General features: G+C 45.9%; 12 protein-coding genes. 2 read left to right on the forward strand and 10 right to left on the reverse strand.

The window, feature by feature from the left end:
• Positions 1-239 precede the first annotated feature (239 nt).
• Positions 240-635, forward strand: coding sequence for a DoxX family protein (locus ACU37H_RS06830; RefSeq protein ID WP_472702281.1), 396 nt, complete (start codon positions 240-242; stop codon positions 633-635).
• Here ACU37H_RS06830 and ACU37H_RS06835 read toward each other — a convergent pair.
• The 8 genes from ACU37H_RS06835 to rhaT form a co-directional block, all read right to left on the reverse strand.
• The gene (locus tag ACU37H_RS06835) at positions 603-1178 is read right to left on the reverse strand and encodes a hypothetical protein (RefSeq protein ID WP_472702280.1); all 576 of its coding nucleotides are present in this window, start codon (positions 1176-1178) and stop codon (positions 603-605) included. The two genes, ACU37H_RS06830 and ACU37H_RS06835, sit on opposite strands and share 33 nt — an antisense overlap.
• A 106-nt stretch (positions 1179-1284) precedes the next feature.
• Positions 1285-2589: a threonine synthase gene (gene thrC / locus ACU37H_RS06840; protein WP_472702279.1), complete on the reverse strand. Its 1305-nt coding sequence runs from the start codon at positions 2587-2589 to the stop codon at positions 1285-1287.
• A 78-nt stretch (positions 2590-2667) separates the two neighbouring features.
• Complete coding sequence (locus tag ACU37H_RS06845; protein ID WP_472702278.1) at positions 2668-3594, reverse strand: homoserine kinase; 927 nt, start codon at positions 3592-3594, stop codon at positions 2668-2670.
• 52 nt (positions 3595-3646) lie between these two features.
• The gene (gene thrA / locus ACU37H_RS06850; protein WP_472702277.1) at positions 3647-6100 is read right to left on the reverse strand and encodes a bifunctional aspartate kinase/homoserine dehydrogenase I; all 2454 of its coding nucleotides are present in this window, start codon (positions 6098-6100) and stop codon (positions 3647-3649) included.
• Between the two features lie 314 nt (positions 6101-6414).
• Positions 6415-7725 (reverse strand): FGGY-family carbohydrate kinase, encoded by a 1311-nt coding sequence (locus ACU37H_RS06855; RefSeq protein WP_472702276.1) that lies wholly within the window; start codon positions 7723-7725, stop codon positions 6415-6417.
• Positions 7726-7930: 205 nt separating this feature from the next.
• Entirely contained in the window at positions 7931-9205 is a 1275-nt protein-coding gene (locus ACU37H_RS06860) for a sugar isomerase (RefSeq protein WP_472702275.1), read from the reverse strand.
• A gap of 403 nt (positions 9206-9608) precedes the next feature.
• Positions 9609-11729 carry a bifunctional aldolase/short-chain dehydrogenase gene (locus ACU37H_RS06865; RefSeq protein WP_472702274.1) on the reverse strand — a complete coding sequence of 707 codons (2121 nt, stop codon included), beginning with the start codon at positions 11727-11729 and terminating at the stop codon, positions 9609-9611.
• Between the two features lie 103 nt (positions 11730-11832).
• Positions 11833-12957 (reverse strand): L-rhamnose/proton symporter RhaT, encoded by a 1125-nt coding sequence (rhaT, locus tag ACU37H_RS06870; RefSeq protein ID WP_472702273.1) that lies wholly within the window; start codon positions 12955-12957, stop codon positions 11833-11835.
• A 195-nt stretch (positions 12958-13152) separates the two neighbouring features.
• Between rhaT and ACU37H_RS06875 the strand changes: the two genes are divergently transcribed.
• Complete coding sequence (locus ACU37H_RS06875; RefSeq protein ID WP_472702272.1) at positions 13153-14109, forward strand: 1-acyl-sn-glycerol-3-phosphate acyltransferase; 957 nt, start codon at positions 13153-13155, stop codon at positions 14107-14109.
• Between the two features lie 57 nt (positions 14110-14166).
• Here ACU37H_RS06875 and ACU37H_RS06880 read toward each other — a convergent pair whose 3' ends face one another.
• Positions 14167-16524, reverse strand: a complete 2358-nt coding sequence (locus ACU37H_RS06880; protein ID WP_472702271.1) for a TonB-dependent receptor — start codon at positions 16522-16524, stop codon at positions 14167-14169.
• Between the two features lie 182 nt (positions 16525-16706).
• Positions 16707-18857 carry an elongation factor G gene (gene fusA, locus ACU37H_RS06885; RefSeq protein WP_472702270.1) on the reverse strand — a complete coding sequence of 717 codons (2151 nt, stop codon included), beginning with the start codon at positions 18855-18857 and terminating at the stop codon, positions 16707-16709.
• Positions 18858-18948: the final 91 nt, after the last annotated feature.

Consider the following 18948-nt stretch of genomic DNA (forward strand, 5'->3'; position numbering starts at 1 on the left):
ACGATCCGACCTGGGAACGAAAAGAATTTCAGGAAAGACAGCCAGGAACATCTCTTCGGGATCTGACGATTTCCAACAATAGTTAGTTATTTAAAAAAATTTACTTATATTACCGGTATAGTCAAGCCTCAAGGTCGCAGCCAAAACGCGCCATCTTGTCCTGGCGTTTATCAGACGACTTATACCGGGCTTACTGCTACTTGATTCACCGAAACAATTGTAACATAAAAACGAGTACCATGAAAATAATTATCTGGCTGCTGCGTATTGCGGTAGCATTTATACTAGTCAATACTGTGATCATGCATAAATTCCGTGGCACAGAAGAAACGATGTACATTTTTGAAACCATCGGACTGGAACCTTACGGACGGTACGCCACAGGAGTTGTTGAATTAATAGCCGCCGTGCTGTTGCTGATACCGCGCACGTCGGTATTTGGGGCACTGCTGGGACTGGGCGTCTTGTCGGGAGCGATCTATTTTCACCTGACTGACCTGGGTATCGAAGTGTTGGGAGATGGCGGCATGCTTTTCTACATGGCAATCGGTGTCTGGCTGGCTTGCCTGATCCTGGTGATCCTGCAACGGAGACAATTGTTCTCAACTTTTAGGAAAGTCGAGCCGGGCGGCTAACTGGTCGTCGATCTTTTTGAATAAGTGATAGGGCTTATAAACACGCCAGTTTATAAGTTCCATGAGCTCAACAAACTGGTTGAGCTTAGCTTGTTTAAATTCATATTGCGTTTGCTCTGGCATATTTAAACAAACGATCCATCCGTCCTGATCGGAAAGTTCTTCGTGCAGCTCCTCGTAGTAATCTTTGTCACCGCTGTGAAAATTCAGGACGTTCTCTCCTATCAAGACGAACTTGTAAATACCCTCCGTCATAAATGCTTCGAGCACATCGCGCTTGAGCGTCATGATGTCATTTTCCACAGCATCATTCCACTCCCCGATCATTTCAATAATGGCATACCCTTCGTCATAATCTGCCATCAATACTTTTAAGTAAACGGTCTTGCTTCCAAAAAAATCCCACTGCGGGTGGATATAGTAATTGTAGATCGTGTCGGTGTATTCAAATTGCGAATGCTCCGCCCCATAGAAAGGAGACCGATCGTCTTCTTCACTCACATAAATGTGCTGCCAATTATAAAATGGTTCCAATTCGTGCATGAGGGCGACAAGGTAAATTTATTTACCTTAATTGCAAAGATCAAATCATGTACCACAAGCAAGCTTTAACAGTCTGTTTACGAAGCCCATCCATTTCACAACGGTATTATCGTTCCATCAGGAAAGACTTCAAGGCCTCAAAATCCGGAGGAATGAGGATTGAATGCTTTTCGCGATTCATCATTTCCTCCAACACGTCTGGCACAGACACCTGTTGCCCGGTGGCAGTTTCCACTGCGTCCGGAAATTTTACCGGATGTGCTGTTTCGAGGATAAAGCCACCTGGGTTGCTGCCGGCTGCAGCATCCAGGTAACGCTCCAGGGCGGTGTAAGCCACAGCACCATGCGGGTCCAGTGTATACTGAAACTTTTCGAATACCTTTTGAATGGTGGCTACGGTTTGCTCATCCGTAACGGTATCTGCAGAGAGGTTTTTTTTCAATTCAGGAAACTGTTTCCTGAACAACTCGATGATCCGCACAAAGTTGCTGGGGTTTCCGACATCCATTGCGTTGGATAAAGTCGCTACCGCCTCTCTGGGCGTCAGTTCCTGGGTTTGCAGATAGTCTGATACAATATCATTTACATTACAGGCAGCAATGAAATGACCCAACGGCAACCCCGTTACTTTTGCTAAAATGCCGGCACAAATATTCCCGAAATTACCGCTCGGCACTGCTACCACAGGCTTCACATTCTTATTCTTCCATTGCTTGTAGGCCAGGAAATAATAGATCTGCTGGGGCAACCAACGTGCGACGTTGATAGAATTTGCCGAGGTTAAAAATTGCTGACCGTTGATTTCCTTATCTGCAAACGCCTGTTTCACTAAGCGCTGACAATCGTCGAAACTTCCTTCTACCTCCAAAGCAGTGATATTCTTTCCCAGTGTAGTTAATTGTTTTTCCTGCACAGGACTTACGCGACCCTTAGGATACAGTATCACCACATCCACATGCTCCACACCGTAAAAGCCATTGGCTACTGCGCCGCCGGTATCGCCTGAAGTAGCCACCAATACCGTCACCTTCCTATCTTCCCCTTTTAGAAAATGGCCCAGGCAACGACTCATGAACCTCGCGCCTACGTCTTTAAAAGCAAGGGTCGGACCATGAAAAAGTTCGAGTGATTGGATACTTTCAGAAATGGGTTGAAGCGGAACAGAAAAGCTGATGGTTTCCTTTACGATCTGGTATAACTCTTGATCAGTCAATGACCCGGCCACATAAGGCTTCATCACCTGGAATGCTATGTCCACGTCGGAGATCGATTCAATGTTCGCAATCAGCGATGGCGCCACCTGCGGCAGCCGTTCCGGGTAATACAGTCCCTTATCCGGCGCCTGGCCTAAAATAGTGGCTTCTTTAAAAGACACCACCGGCGATTGTTGATTAAGGCTATAATAATTCATTTGAGAGGTTGAATGTTGTGAAAGGTTGAAGATTGTTGAAAGTTGAACAGGGTTGAAAGTTGTAGTATTGTCCACGCACTATCGGCTATCAGCTATCTCCTCCACTCCGCTCTTATTAATAGTAGTTACATACACATAATTGTCGATACCTATTCCATCATATATGCTTTTCATGATGGCGCCTACATTCTCAGCTACGGCTGCCGTTTCGCTGAGCATAAAAATAGAAGGGCCTGAACCGGAGATACCACCGCCGAGCGCTCCGGCTTCCCTGCATCTGTGCTTCACTTCGTCGAATGCAGGAATCAAAATACTGCGCACGGGCTCAATAATGACATCTTCCAGCGACCGGCTGATCAATGCACGATCATTACTCATGAATCCGGCTACCAGGCCTGCAATGTTTCCCCATTGCTTGATGGCATCTTTCAAATACACCTGTTTCCGCAAGATCTGTCGTGCGTCCGCAGTCCGTACTTCAATTTGAGGATGTACGACGGTCACGAAAAGGTCGGGACTGGCAATGGGTACAATATCCAGCGGGTGTATGGAGCGGATCAATGTAATGCCACCCAATATGCAAGGAGTGATATTGTCCGCATGCTTGACCCCTGTTGCCAACTTCTCACCAATCATGGCAAGCTGTACAAGATCGTCAGTAGAAAAAATATCACCGAGCAGTTTATTAGCGCCTACCGCCGCGCCGGCTGCACTCGCTGCACTGGAACCCAGCCCGCTACCAGGTTTTATGTGTTTCTCGATGGTCACCTTGATCCCTTTATTGATCCCCGCTTTGTCCAGGGCCGCCAGCAACACCACGCCGGCAACATTCTTTTCCGGCTCGGTAGGCAAATTGAATGCGTCCCGGTTTTCAATCACGACACCAGGCTGATCGATCAGCTCAAATTCCATAATGTCGTACGGTTCCTTTAGGGCCAGTCCCAGTATATCAAACCCGCAAACCAGGTTGGCAACTGTTCCGGGCGATTTTATTTTTATTTTCATTTTAATTTGATTTGACGTCTACAGACCACAGTCGATGGACCATAGACAGTTTTTATACCGCTGCTCTTACGATATCTGCAAAAACGCCGCTTGCTGTTACATCTGCGCCCGCGCCCGCACCTTTGATCACCAATGGTTGCTCCGGATAACGGGAAGTGTAAAACAGCACCACATTGTCTTTTCCGTACAAATGATACAGATCGTTTTCAGGACTGATATGTTGCAAACCCACGGAAGCCTTCCCTTCATTGAAAGTGGCCACAAATTTTAACTTGCAGTGATCCCCGTTGGCCGCATCGAGTATCTCCTTAAAATGATCTTCGTGACGCAACATACAATCATAAAAAGCCGGCACATCTCCCTGCATACATTCCTCTGGTAAGAATCCATGATTCTCTATATCTTCCATATCCATCTCGTAGCCAGCCTCCCTTGCCAGGATCAATATTTTTCGCATCACGTCAGTACCACTGAGGTCGAGACGCGGATCGGGTTCTGTATACCCTTCTTCCTGCGCCTGCCTTACCACTTCTGAAAATGGCCTGCTGCCGTCATAATGATTGAAAACAAAATTCAGCGTGCCGCTTAACACGGCCTCTATCTTTTTCACCTCATCACCACTGTGAACCAGGTCGTTTAAAGTACCGATCACCGGCAAACCTGCACCGACGTTGGTTTCAAATAAGAAGCGGCAATTATATTCACCGGCCAGATTTTTCAGCTGGCGGTAATGCTGGTATTCTGATGACGCAGCGATCTTGTTACAGGCCACGACGGATACACTTTTTTGCAGCAGCTGCTCATATACGGCCGCCACCTCTGCATTAGCAGTAATGTCAACGAAAATAGAATTGCGCAAGTTTCTTTCTACTACATTACTGACAAATTCTGACAGGGATGCTTTTTCACCGTTTTTCAAAGCTTCTTCCCAGTTGTGCAAGTCGATACCCTTCTCGTTAAAAAGCATCTGACGACTATTGCTCAGACCCACTACATTTATTTTGATTTTCAGGTGTCGCTGCAAGGAGTTCAATTGTTTTTGAATTTGCTGCAGGAGCTTGGAGCCTACATTTCCCACCCCTGTAATAAACAGATGCACCTGCTTGAAAGTCGTCTCGAAGAAATCCTCGTGCAACACATTGATCGCTTTACGCACATCGGCGGTAGCCACAACAGCACTGATATTTTTTTCTGAGGAACCTTGAGCGATAGCCCTTACATTGATCCCATTCCGTCCTAATGCACTGAACATACGGCCGCTGACACCGGGATGGCTTTTCATCTGCTCGCCCACCAGCGCTACGATAGAGAGATCGGCTTCCACCTTTAATGGCTCTACCTTCTGAAGTGCCAGTTCGCCGGCAAAAGCATTGTCTATGGCGCTTTTCGCAGCACCTGCCCTGGCAGCGTCCACGGCCACGCAAATAGAATGTTCCGATGAACTTTGCGTAATCAGGATGACATTGATCTGCTCATTGCTCAATGCTTCGAACAATCTTTTGGAAAAGCCGGGAATACCGATCATTCCACTTCCTTCCAGGCTAAGCAAAGCCAGATTATTAATACTGGAAATACCGCGGATAAAATTTTTCTCGCTGGCTTTGTGTGACTGATTATGATTGACCACGAGTGTACCCTCATCCTCCGGAGCAAAAGTGTTCTTGATCCACACAGGGATATTCCTGTTCATTACCGGCTGCAGCGTCGGCGGGTAAATCACTTTGGCGCCGAAGTGAGACAACTCCATGGCTTCTCCATATGAAATCTGCGGAATTACTTTTGCATTGGCCGCCAGCCGCGGATCGGCGGTCATCATCCCGCTAACGTCGGTCCATATTTCCAGTACAGAAGCATTGACAGCGGCCGCGATAATGGCGGCAGTGTAGTCGGAGCCACCTCGCCCAAGAGTCGTCGTGATGCCTTCACGGCTGCTCGCTATAAAGCCAGGAATTACAAAGAGCTGCCCGGACGTCGTGTCGATAAAGTTGTTGATGAGATGATGGGTATTCTCAAAATCAACTTGCGCCTGGGTATAGTTATTGTCGGTCCTGATCAGTTCGCGCGCATCTTTCCATTGAGCCTCTGCACCGTCAAGCTTCAGCTTTCCGGCGATGATCTGTGAAGACAGCATTTCGCCATAGCTGGCCAATCGGTCTTTGGTGCGGGGGGTGATCTCACTCAATAAAAAGATACCGCTGCACAAATCCTCAATTTCATTGATCGAAGTTTTTACCAGGCTCAACAGCTGGCTCTGATGTGCCACCGGGATGAGGCTTTTCACCACATCAAAATGCCTTTTTTCGATTTGGACAATGATATTGCGATAGGCTTCATTACCGGTAGCCGCCTCACCGGCCGCTTGTAACAACATATCCGTTATGCCGCCTAAAGCCGAAACTACTACAACGGTGCGCCCTTTTCCGGCTGCGTTCTTTATGATTGAGACTACTTTTTGGATATTTTCGGCGTCAGAGACAGAGCTGCCGCCAAATTTCAAAACCTGCATGGTTTATTTATATTATAATGAACAAAAATGTTGATGAAAACGGCCCGGGGCCCAAGGTGGTGATATGACAAAGTACAACCCTTAACGGGTTGTGATAATGGTTGTAGTGGTGGTAGTGGAAACTACACCAAAGGATGCATTCGTATATGTACTGTTGTTAACCATGAACCGGCACAAGATAAGGCAGGATTAAAATAAAATCAAATATTTTTTTTGAGGGGATCGATTTGTAGAAAGTAAATGTATAAGGTTAAACTGCTGGCATTAACATTCCAGCAACACAATACCTATAAACCGTCTTTCCATGCTTCCCCTCAATACCTCCTCATACTAATAACATTATCCGGCAACTCCAGATGGTTCCATTCTTTGTGGATGGCCATGGCAGCACCGAGGGAGGTGGCCTGTGATACAGAAGCAGCGTAGACTTCCGCTTGCGGATAGGCTTCGGCGAGCAATTGCATGTAGGTCTCGTTCTTCGCGAAGCCCCCATCCACAAAGATCTTTTTGGCGTTGTTGTAGACCAGATTAGTGGATCGTTTTTGGGCGATAACAACCTGCTTTATGAAGTTGGTATAAGCCTCTTCATAGCTATGATAATTGGTGACGTCGAAATCCAGGAGATCTTTGAGCGCGGCTTCGTCCTTGAGCAGACTTTTATCATAGGCAATTTTCTCGAAATAATCAGGCACCTCTACAAAATGCTGTGATAGCTTTTTGATGATTTGTTCATGCGCATAGCCGGCAAATAATCTCGAAGACTTCACAGTGCCGCCTTCAAAGGTCATGTAACAAAGGCAGTCTTTTTCTAACTCTTCCCTGGTAAGCGGCGAGTCGTTGAAGGCGTTCATGCTGATGCACCAGGTTCCCGTTGAAATGAGCACGAAGCCTTCCTTTACATTTTGAATGTAGGGGATAAAAGCCGCGGAACTGTCATGCAAACCAATGCCGCATTTTAGTTGCTTGCCGCCATAGAAAATATTAAGCGCTTCATCCGAAGCATGAATCGGCGGAAGCTTTTGATCAATCCCTTCTTTTATTACCCATTCATGATAATCACATTTTGAGAAATCCCATAACGCAGTATGACAACCAATGCTGGTTATGTCTGAATATTTTTTTCCACTGATCAATGAACTTAAAAATTGCGGAAAGTGGATCGACGTTGCCACCTTTTCGAAAAGACGCGGCTTGTTGTATTTTAATGCGTACAGTTGTAAACCCGAATTAAGATTGCCCAATGCAGGCGAAGCCGTACGTAAGGCAACTTCTTCTTTGGTGCCGTAGGTCGAATAAAAACGCTCCTCCACCGCGGCGGGATATGGCTTCAAATAATTGTATAAAGGCGCCACCACATGATCATGCGCATCGAGGTGTACAAAACTTGCTCCGTAAGCAGAGAAGTTGACAGCTTTGATGTCATAGGTGTTACTAAGAATGTATTTATCCAAAGTATCCAATACCCACCGTTTCAGAGCATGGATGTCTTCGCACGCGAAACCGTCTTCATCTTCTATCTCTTCAAAGTTGACAGAGACCTCTTCAACAATTTTATAGTCTTCGTTAAAAAGAAAAAACTTTTTATTGGTCTTTCCAATATCAAATATGGCTATTACAGGAACCAATCGAATTTTAGATTTATGATTTGAGGTTTATAATTCATCGTCGCTTCAGACCGAAGTTTTTTTTCAAGCAAAACGGGTGCCCACCCGTGGCAGAACCGATGAAGAGGAACCTATAGCACCACATTAAGATCGCTATTTGTTGAAGCAGATTCACCTCCGACGGGAGCTACACTCCGTTTCGTTCTTAATGACAATCAGCTAAAGTTTATAACCCGGTTGCTATGTTATTAGTTCCTCTTTGATCGACCAGCTGCTGCCTGATCTTTTCTTCCCGGAATAACTGCAGTGGCTGCAAAGCCGCGCCAGATCTTAATCTTGCTTCCGCCAACAGCGGCCTTACATCAGTGCGATATGCGTTTTGCAAGACCTCTTGCGCGCCGGCTACGTCATTATTCAATTGGGCTTCAGTCAATGCTTGATGATCGACTAGTAACGCCTGCGCATAGGCCAGCATAATCGCTTCCACACTTTGCAGCAGATCTTCTAACGGATCTTTCACATTATGACTGGCATCGATCATCCATCCCAGACCGGTTGCATGATTCATGCCGCGCGCATCCATACCTTCCACAAGTTCTTTGAAGATGAGGAACAACTGGTATGGCTTAACGCTTCCCACAGTCAAATCATCATCGCCATACTTGCTGTCATTAAAATGAAATCCACCCAGCTTCTGTTCGTTGAGCAGCAGCGCAACAATCTGCTCGATGTTGGCATTGGGCAGATGGTGGCCCAGATCAACCAATGTATATGCCCTCTCGCCCAGCTTATTCGCATACAAAAGAGACTGTCCCCAATCGCCCACCGTGGTAGAATAAAAATTAGGCTCAAACGCTTTGTATTCTACAAAGACCTTCCAGTCTTCGGGCAACGCGGCATATACCGCCTGTAAACTTTCTAATGTGTTATTAAAGGCATTCCTGAAGTTTAATTGCCCGGGGAAGGAGGATCCATCCGCCAACCAGACGGTCAACGATGTAGAACCCAGCTCCTGTCCGTATTTGATCACTTCAATATTATGATCAACCGCTTGCTGCCGAACCGCTTTGTCTACATGCTGCATAGAGCCGAACTTGTAGCTCAGCTGCTGCCCTTTCTGATCCTGGAAGGTATTGGAGTTCATGGCGTCGAACTTCAGGTCAAAATCTGCAGCAAGATTTTTGATGGCTTTCGCATCTTTGGGGATATCCCAGGGAATATGCAGGGAAATCGCACCACTGCTGCGATTCAGCTGATGCAGCAAACCAATGTCTTCGATTTTTTCTTCTAAAGTCGCCGGCTCTCCGCCGCCGCTGAAACGTCCGAACCGCGTGCCTCCGCTGCCCAGGGCCCAGGATGGAATGGCTACCTGGAAATCGATCAGTTTTTTAATGATCGCTTCCGCTGAAGGCAATTCGCCGGAAACAAAATCAAAAGCTTTTTGATGCCGTGCTAAACCTTTTTCGTTATGTGTGTCGATCTGCGATTTATGTAAGATCATCAATCAGGATTTAATACAATTTATTAATAATTTTTAATTCACACCTGTAGAACGTGGCTTATCAAATTTGCGACGCCGATCCGATCTTTCGTGCCGGAATCCTTTCGTTCTGTCTATATTTAATCATGCAGTCTCCTGCATTCTTGTGTCAGACGGAGACCGTCAGACCGGGTTCCTCGTTTGTGTCAGAACAGAGGCCGTCAGACTCAGTTCTTTTGTCAGACCGGGACACAAGCCTGTACGTTCCGGTCAGGGTCAGACAAAATGCATTTGAAAATCAAAAAAACGGGTCGGCCGATTGGAAAACCACCAACCCTTGTTGCTTTGCTATATGAAGACTATTTAATCGATTTTCAATTAAGACCTGTTAGGTTTTTAAAACCTTGCAGGCTTTTTACCTTTGCTATCTCACGAACGCCTGCGCTACACCACCATCTACATTTAATATATTACCTGTTGATTTATTGAGCAAGCCACTTACAAATACAAAACATGCATTGGCGATATCGTCCGGCAAAATGATCTCATTCATCAAGGTGCGCTTCGCGTAATAAGCCGGCAACTCTTCTACAGTAATACCGTAAGCTTTGGCACGACCTTCGGCCCAGCCACCTGCCCAGATATTCGAATCAGAGATCACCGCATCAGGGTTTACCGCATTGACCCTGATCTTGTCGCCGCCCAGTTCGGCTGATAAGAGCCTGGAAAGGTGTGCTTGCGCTGCCTTTGCGGATCCATAGCCTGCATTGTTCGGACCCGCGACAATGGAATTTTTGGAAACGATGTTAATAATGTCACCACCAATATCTTGTTTACGCATGATCTTAACAGCCTCCTTAGAAACCATAAACTGGCCTTTGACTAAAATATCATACAACCGGTCCCACTCTTCGATCGAGTGTTCGGCGATGCTTTTGGAGATACTGATGCCGGCGTTATTGATCACCATATCAACACCACCAAATGCCAGTGCTGTGTATTCGAGTGCGGCAGCAATTGATGCTGCGTCGGTCACATTCAATGTCACGGATGCAGTAGCATCTTTACCAAAAGACTTTTGAAACTCCGCGGTTGTGGCATTAATCCGTTCTTCGTTAATATCGTTAACGATCACACAAGCGCCTTCTTCCAAAAACTTTTTAGCAATAGCCTTGCCGATTCCGCCACCACTACCGGTGATCAAAGCCACGCGGCCACTTAAAGGTTTGGGCTTAGGCATGCGTTGCAATTTGGCTTCCTCCAGCAACCAGTATTCGATATTGAAAGCTTCCTGCCTTGGCAGCGAAGTATATTCTGAAATGGCTTCTGCGCCACGCATCACATTGATGGCGTTCGTATAAAATTCAGCGGCTACTCTTGCCGTTTGTTTATCCTTGGCGAAAGCAAACATACCTACACCCGGATAAATAATGATTACCGGGTTCGCATCTCGGATCGCAGGACTATTGGGATGTTTGCAGGTGTTGTAATACTGCTCATACATCTGACGGTAATCCTCAAACAACGGAGCGATCTTCTCTTTGATAGCCGCGACATCATCCAGATTTTCATCCGGAGAGAGATTCAACACCAGCGGACTGATCTTGGTACGTAAAAAGTGGTCGGGGCATGATGTGCCTAAAGGCGCTAATCTTTCCAGGTCGTTGGAATTGATATATTGCAGCACGCGGTCATCATCTGTAAAATGACCGATCATTTTTACTTTTGAAGAACAAAACCCTCTGAGTATGGGCGCCAACGCGGCCGCCTTCTTCAGGCGATCTTCTTTTGCTACGGCTGCTATCTTCTCGCCTCCGAAAACGGGACCTTTTTTTCCCAGACGCTGCTCAATGTATTCCGCACATTTTTCGATTACTTCAAGCGTATTAATATAGCTTTCATAAGCCGTGGTCCCCCAGGTGAATAAACCATGCGAGCCTAACATGATACCCCGTATGCCCGGGTTTTCATCTAAACATCTTTTGAGCATAAGGCCTAATTCGAAGCCGGGCTTCTGCCAGGGCACCCAACCAATTGTACCACCGAATAATTCTTCTGTGATCTTTTGTCCATCCTTCGCTGCGGCTATGGCAATAGCTGCATCCGGATGCAAGTGATCAATATGCCTGAAAGGCAAAAATCCGTGTAAAGGCGTATCAATGGATGGCGCTTTGGAGTTCAGATCATAAATACAATGATTGAATAATTCGACCATCTCATCTTCATATTCCAACCCGCGGTATACATTTTTCAAGCTGCGCAGCTTGTCTACGTATAAGGCCGCAAGGCCGCTTTTGGTAAGGGTTCCCAAATCTCCGCCGCTGCCTTTTACCCACATAACTTCGGTTTCATCCCCCGTCAGTGGATCTTTAGCCATCACTTTACAAGAGGTATTCCCCCCGCCATAATTTGTTAAGCGCAAATCGGCGCCTAATAGGTTGGAACGATAAATGAGCAATGCGACCTCATCGCCCGCCATTTCAGCGGCTTTCGCTTCGTCCCATAAATAACTTACATGCTTAAAATTCTTCGTCTCTGTTGCCATATTTTGTATTTGACCGCATCTTCACTTCGCCTCGTTAGGAGACGGGAGAAGATGTTACTATTAAAATGTTTTTTATTGTGCGCTGCCCCTATTCCGATGAGCACTATTTCAGCGAGTTGCCCCAGCCAACCAATAACACGGATAATAAAATAACGACAATACCGGCGATCACAGTAAACATCGTTTTTTTACTTACCCCCTTCCATTCTTTTAATATCAGGCCCCACACATTGGCAATTAAAATGATAAAGGCCATGTGTAATATCCACGAACTTGGGCCGTTGCCCATCTTGCTTTCTCCCATGCCGTAAAAGAAGAATTGCAAAAACCAGGTAGTGCCCGCCAATGCACAAAAAATGATATTGGAAAGAATGGGTGTCTTTTTATTCGTATAATCTTTGAACGTTTTATTGCGGGCATTTAATATCAGGCACCAGATTAGGTTGGTGGTGAGACCGCCCCACAAAATGATGATATAGGAAACATTGTTCTGAAATAAAAACTCGCCCTGGCCAGGATGCGCCGCCTTCCAAAGTTCGTTGGCCGTATCAGCCATCGGCTTGGCCGCTTCGATACCAAAATTGAAGCAAGCGCTCAACACGCCGGAGACAATCGCCACGATAATTCCCAACCCGAATTTATACTCATCCTTACCGGAAAGATGCGCTTCGGAATCAGCATTTCCTACTGCATGCGGATCAGCAGTGACGCTACTGCTGCCAGCCAGTTCTTTTTCTTTCATCATGCCGGCCTTACCGCAAATAATAATACCGATCACACATACCAGTAAACCACCCAGCACGGTTTGCCCCCAATTGGTTCCGGTCAGCAAACCAATTGTATCCTTACCCTCGGCAGGTGTGAACTGGTAATAAATGGCCGGTATCAGTGCGCCGAAAACCATGCACAGACCGAGAATGATGCTGCTACCCAGCGACACGCCGAGATACCGTACACCCAAACCGTAGGTAAGTCCGCCAATGCCCCAGAGCAAGCCGAACAGGAATGCAAATCCCAGTGTCGTGCCACTTGCCTGGCTGATGATCTCTGCAAAGTTGGGGATCGTGAGCCATGCGGCTACCGGAGGAACGATCAGCCAGGAAAACAATCCGCCTACGAGCCAATAAGTTTCCCAGGCCCAGCCTTTTACTTTCTTGTAGGGAATGTAAAAACTCCCCGAAGCAAAGCCACCGATAAAATGAAAGATAACACCCAGTAAAGCGTTCATGACTTTTTAAATTTTCTATATAGAAGCAACTCTTTAGAATTCGAAAATAAAACATCGGTCAGGCCCAACTGTCATGCACTGTCATGATTATTGTCATTTTTAAGAAAACGAAAAGTTTGCCGAAAACCAGGTGGAGGTTTTTATTTCTTTCTAATCAATCCATATTTGATAAATTGCTCCATAAACAGCCAGGCATTGCTTTATCAAATACTTAAAATATACGTTCGTGCAGTCGCTCCTCTTTTTTTTCATGCGATTAAGGTGGATAAAAAAGGGTTGCTGCAAACGGAGGGACCTTTGCTGATCGCGGCCAACCATCCCAACTCTTTCATGGACGCCATGATCTTTGATATATTATTTGACGTGCCGATCACTTCTCTGGCGCGGGGCGATGCCTTTAAAAACAAACGGATATTTAAACTGCTGCGCGCATTAAAGATGCTGCCGGTCTACCGGGTAAGGGAAGGCGCTGAAAACCTGAATATCAATTATGAGACCTTCGAAGCAAGTGTACAATTATTCAAGGAGCAGGAAGCCGTATTGATATTCAGCGAAGGCCTGTGTGTGAACGAGTGGCATCTGCGACCGCTTAAAAAAGGCACCGCAAGGCTGGCCTTCAAAGCCTGGCATGGCGGTATCCCTCTGAAGGTGTTACCTGCCGGGATCAATTACAGCTCTTTCGATAAAGCGGGCAGCAAGATTGAGATCCAGCTGGGAGATTTCATAACAGCCGGGTCATTTGAAACAAACAAGGCCGATGGTCTTAATTATACGCAGTTCAATGAAACGCTGAAAAAACAATTGCGACAGCTGGTTTATGAAATCGAACCTCCGGAGAAAAAATTGCTGCTACAAAAATTTGGAACAACTTCATCACTGCAAAAATTATTGCTGGCGCCTTTTGCTTTGAGCGGTGCGGCGCTACACGCGCCTTTGTATTGGACCATCAAATGTGTGGCCCTGTTATTCTTTAGGAAAACGGATCACCTGAACTCTATCGTATTTGGTTTATTGCTATTGGCCTATCCGCTTTATGTGGCCATCTTTACAATCCTCTCCTACAGCATTATCGCAGGATGGGGATGGCTCGCGATCGGTGTGTTGCCGTTGACTGCTTTGTGCTTTGCAAAGTATGATGTGCGGAAAGGATAAAACAAAAGAGGCTGTCTTCAATATGAAAACAGCCCCTTGATTATTCAATGCATTATTTTATAGCTTCACGTTGAGCGTAAGCCGGTAAGCTGCTCCACGTCCTTTTATATAATTATTATCCCTGGTATCCCATTGCGAGCGAACCGTATAATAATCTTTGTTAAACATATTTTCAACACCAAGACTTATCGAAGTGCCTTGAGACAGCTGATAGTTAATAGAAGAACTGAACAAATTGTAGGGGCTTATCGGCCCCTCAGAATAATCGTAAGAGCCTTTGCTGTTTTTTTCGAAGCGGTCTCTTTTCATAATACCGGTATATTGAACCAATAGATTCAGTTTGCCTGGCATAATTCTATACTCGATGTTTCCGGTAAGCATAGGCGGCGCAATACGCGGACCAGGCAGGTACTCATCTGCTTCGCCGTTGTACCGTCCATCGTCATCAGCATCCAACTTTCCCTCTACATAGCTATAGTTTAAGCCTGCGTTCAGGTTGCGGGTAATTTGCACATCAGCCGTTACCTCAATGCCATAAATGCGTTCGGGCGTACGAACCACTACAAATTCTCCTTCTTTAAAAACACTATTGGCACCTAAACTTGATTTACTGATATACCCTGTCGCTTCCAATCGAAAATTTTTCAACTTACTTACGAAGCCCGTTTCGTAGCTGTTTACGATGACAGCTTCTGTATTGATCTTAGCAATTTCATTAACCTTTGCAGAACGTAACACCCTGCCTATATCTGATACGCTAAATCCCTGCGAAAAGCTTAGGTAAGGGGAAAAGTAATCGGATAGATTGTAGCGCAGGCCTGCATTAAATACCAGTGGGTTGTAATTCAGTTGGCCTCCTTGTACATTTATTGGTTCAGTAACAACGCCAGTTGTTGTATTTTTTGAAGGTAGCGTCTGGTAATCATCAATCCGAATGTTTGCGCTTTCATATCTAAGCCCGCCTTTGAGTATCAATTTGTCAAAAAACGTAAACTTCGTTTGTAAAAAGGGGGCAATATTGTTCATATCCATTTCGGGTACCCATATTCGTCCATCCACCAAAGGTTGAGAGGTGATGTCCCGTTGCACATCCAGGCCGTAGGTGAAAATGGCATCTAAGTTTGAAACATTAAGCGGTGTATTAAGTACTAACCGCGCACCTTGCTTTTTAGACAATATGCGGGATATGCCTCCATCGACAAAGGATTCTGAATAGAAAAAAACGTTATCGACGTTTTGATAATATACATCGGCATTGTAACGGGTGTTGGCTAGCCCTGTTTCACCTGAGAAAATAAGGTGCAAATTATGATTGCCTTTTACCCCCTGCGGCACGCCATTGAATTCACCTTGTGTCGCAGTCGCCTTCTTCCCTGCCGCATAATCGCCTGCAACAGTATTGTAATTGGTAGTTTGTCTGCTGGAGTAAAAATTATAGGTAGCCTGAACTTTGTGCTGATCGCTGATATCGTAACCAATTTTTGCAAAGGCATTGTAAGAATCGGTTTTACCTAAGCCATATACAGGCGGTAATATATCTCCCTTCGCATCTTTTAATTCGCCCGTTTGCTCATAGATGCCGCTTACTACATAATTCCATTTTCCTTTGTCGCCAAAAAGCATCTGACTTACGCGTGCGCCGGCGCTGTTGGCCTTTTTCACGAGCGACCCTGTGGTACCGAGCGAAGTATGACTGTTTGCAACCTTGCCTGTTTTCTCCGTTCTTGTGATATAATTGATCAAACCACCCGCTGCACCGTTGCCATAAATGGCGGTAGCGCCTTTTACCACTTCCACCCTTTCAATGACGGCAGGGTCTAAAGCGCGCAGATCCATCGAACCGTTACGAAGCGGTGTGGACTGCGGCACCCCATCTACCATGATCAGCAGGCTGCGCCCGCGAAGTGTTTGTCCGGAATTACTGCTCAACCCGGAGCTGGGCGCAAGGCCGGGTACCCGGTTTTCCAGTATGGTCCCAATATTAGTGCTAATATTTAAATTGTCCTGCAGCGTCTTCAACCCGACTACGGTTACGGATGATGGGATCTGATCAATGGTCTCCCGCGTTCTACCTGCAGATACAACCACTTCTTCCAGTTGATGTTGATGTTCTGTCAAGATAAAATTCACTGTAAGGCTTTGACCTTTATCAATGGTCACTTCGCGCTGTTGTGTTTCAAATCCTGACATACTCGCTGTTAAAGTGTGGTGCCCTTCAGAGATTTCGTTGATAATATATTGGCCGGTCTTATCTGTAACGGAACCCGTTCCGGTTCCGTCCAGCTGGATGCTGGCGTGCGCCAATGGTTCTCCATCCGATGTAGTCACTGTTCCTTTGATCATGCCTGTTTGGGCATTTGCGACCGCAATAAAAAATAAAAAAATAGTGGTGAGTAAAATTTGGTTTCTACACATTTTGCCTTGGTTTTAAATGAGGCGCGAAAGTAGCAGTGCCGTGACATGGATATTTACGAAATCGGGAAAAAGATCATCTTCAAAACACTCGTTTTACTCAACGATGACACAGGACATTGATAAAACAAAAACCCCGGCGAAATGCCGGGGCTTTACATCTATTTGAAACTGCTTATATGCAATTAAGCAGTTACTTTACCTTTTGCTTTTGCGATCACCTCTTCTGCAATGTTGTTAGGCGCAGGAGCGTAGTGAGAAAACTCCATGGTGCTGGATGCACGGCCAGAGCTTAAAGAACGCAGTTGTGTTACATAACCAAACATCTCGCTCAATGGAACTTTGGCTTTGATCACCTGAACACCCGCACGGGTATCCATACCTTCCATCAATCCACGACGACGGTTCAAGTCACCTGTTACATCACCCATGTATTGCTCCGGAGTCAATACCTCTACTTTCATGATCGGCTCCAGCAGGATAGGCTTCGCTTTTCTACCAGCTTCACGGAAACCTTGTTTTGCACAAAGCTCGAAAGACATAGCATCGGAATCCACCGGGTGGAAGCTACCATCAAATACACGGATCTTCATGTTGTCTACCGGATAGTTGGCCAATACACCACTTGTCATAGCAGACTCGAAGCCTTTCTGGATCGCTGGCACAAACTCACGAGGAATAGAACCACCGAAAATATCATTTACAAACTGGTAATGTTTGTCAGGGTTTTCTTTTTGCCACTCTTCATCTACAGGACCCAGGCTAAACTGGATGTCGGCGAATTTACCACGACCACCGGTTTGTTTTTTCAACGTTTCGCGGTGTTCGATCGTGGTGTTGAATGCTTCTTTGTAAGCTACCTGAGGGGCACCCTGGTTTACTTCTACTTTGAACTCACGACGCATACGGTCAACGATGATCTCTAAGTGAAGCTCACCCATACCGCTTAAGATGGTCTGACCTGTATCTTCGTCTGTTTTTACACGAAGTGTAGGATCTTCCTCAACCAGTTTGGCGATGGCCATACCCATTTTATCAACGTCGGCCTGAGTTTTAGGCTCAACTGCTACGGAGATTACAGGCTCAGGGATGAACATGTTCTCCAAAGTGATCGGGTGGTTTTCATCGCAAAGGGTATCCCCTGTTTTGATCTCTTTAAAACCTACTGCTGCACCAATATCACCTGCCTCGATAAAATCAACAGGGTTTTGTTTGTTGGCGAACATTTTCATGATACGGCTGATACGCTCTTTCTTACCACTGCGCACGTTTAATACATAAGAACCTGCATCTAGGTGACCGCTGTAGCAACGGAAGAACGCCAGACGACCTACAAACGGGTCAGTCATAATCTTGAAAGCCAACGCTGCAAATGGTTCTTTTGCATCGGGCTTACGTACTAATTTCTTTTCTGTATCGTTAGGATCTGTTCCTTCGATCGCTTCTACGTCAACCGGAGAAGGCAGGTAGCGGCAAACCGCATCCAGCGCTGTTTGTACCCCTTTGTTTTTGAAAGAAGAACCGCACATCATTGGTACGATGCTCAGGTCGATAGTAGCTTTGCGGATCGCTGTATGGATCTCATCTTCAGAGATCGTGTTAGGATCATCGAAGAATTTCTCCATTAACTGGTCGTCATATTCAGCAACTGCTTCAACTAATTGTGCTCTCCACTCATTTGCTTCTTCTACCATGTCGGCAGGAATGTCGATCTCGTCGAAAGTCATTCCTTCCGTTTCCATATGCCAGATGATTCCTTTCATTTTGATCAGATCCACCACTCCTTTGAAGTCATCTTCTGCACCAATTGGTAATTGCAAAGGAACCGCTTTGGAACCCAGCATTTCCCGAACTTGTTTTACCACGTTCAGAAAGTCAGCGCCCTGACGGTCCATTTTATTGACGAAACCGATACGGGGAACTCTATAACGGTTAGCCTGACGCCATACAGTCTCAGATTGAGGCTCCACACCGTCAACCGCCGAGAACAAAGCGATCAGACCATCCAGTACACGCATAGAACGCTCTACCTCTACGGTAAAATCCACGTGACCCGGAGTATCAATGATATTGAAAGAATATTCTTTTGTAGAACCTGGAACAGCTTTTCCTTTTTCGGTAGGAAACTGCCATTTACAGCTTACTGCAGCAGAGGTAATGGTAATACCGCGCTCTTTTTCCTGCTCCATCCAGTCGGTGGTCGCAGCGCCATCGTGTACCTCACCAATACGGTGAATCATACCGGTGTATCGTAAAATACGTTCGGTTGTGGTGGTTTTACCGGCATCAATGTGGGCGGCAATACCAAAGTTCCTTTGAAATTTTAAATCTGCCATGATTATTCTTAGTTGAATGATAAACTTTTAATTCTTAAACAGCTGGTTGCCAATACCATGTATCACAGGCACGACGAGCCCCTAATTTAAG

It is taken from the genome of Niabella sp. ZPM-14 (assembly GCF_055693045.2).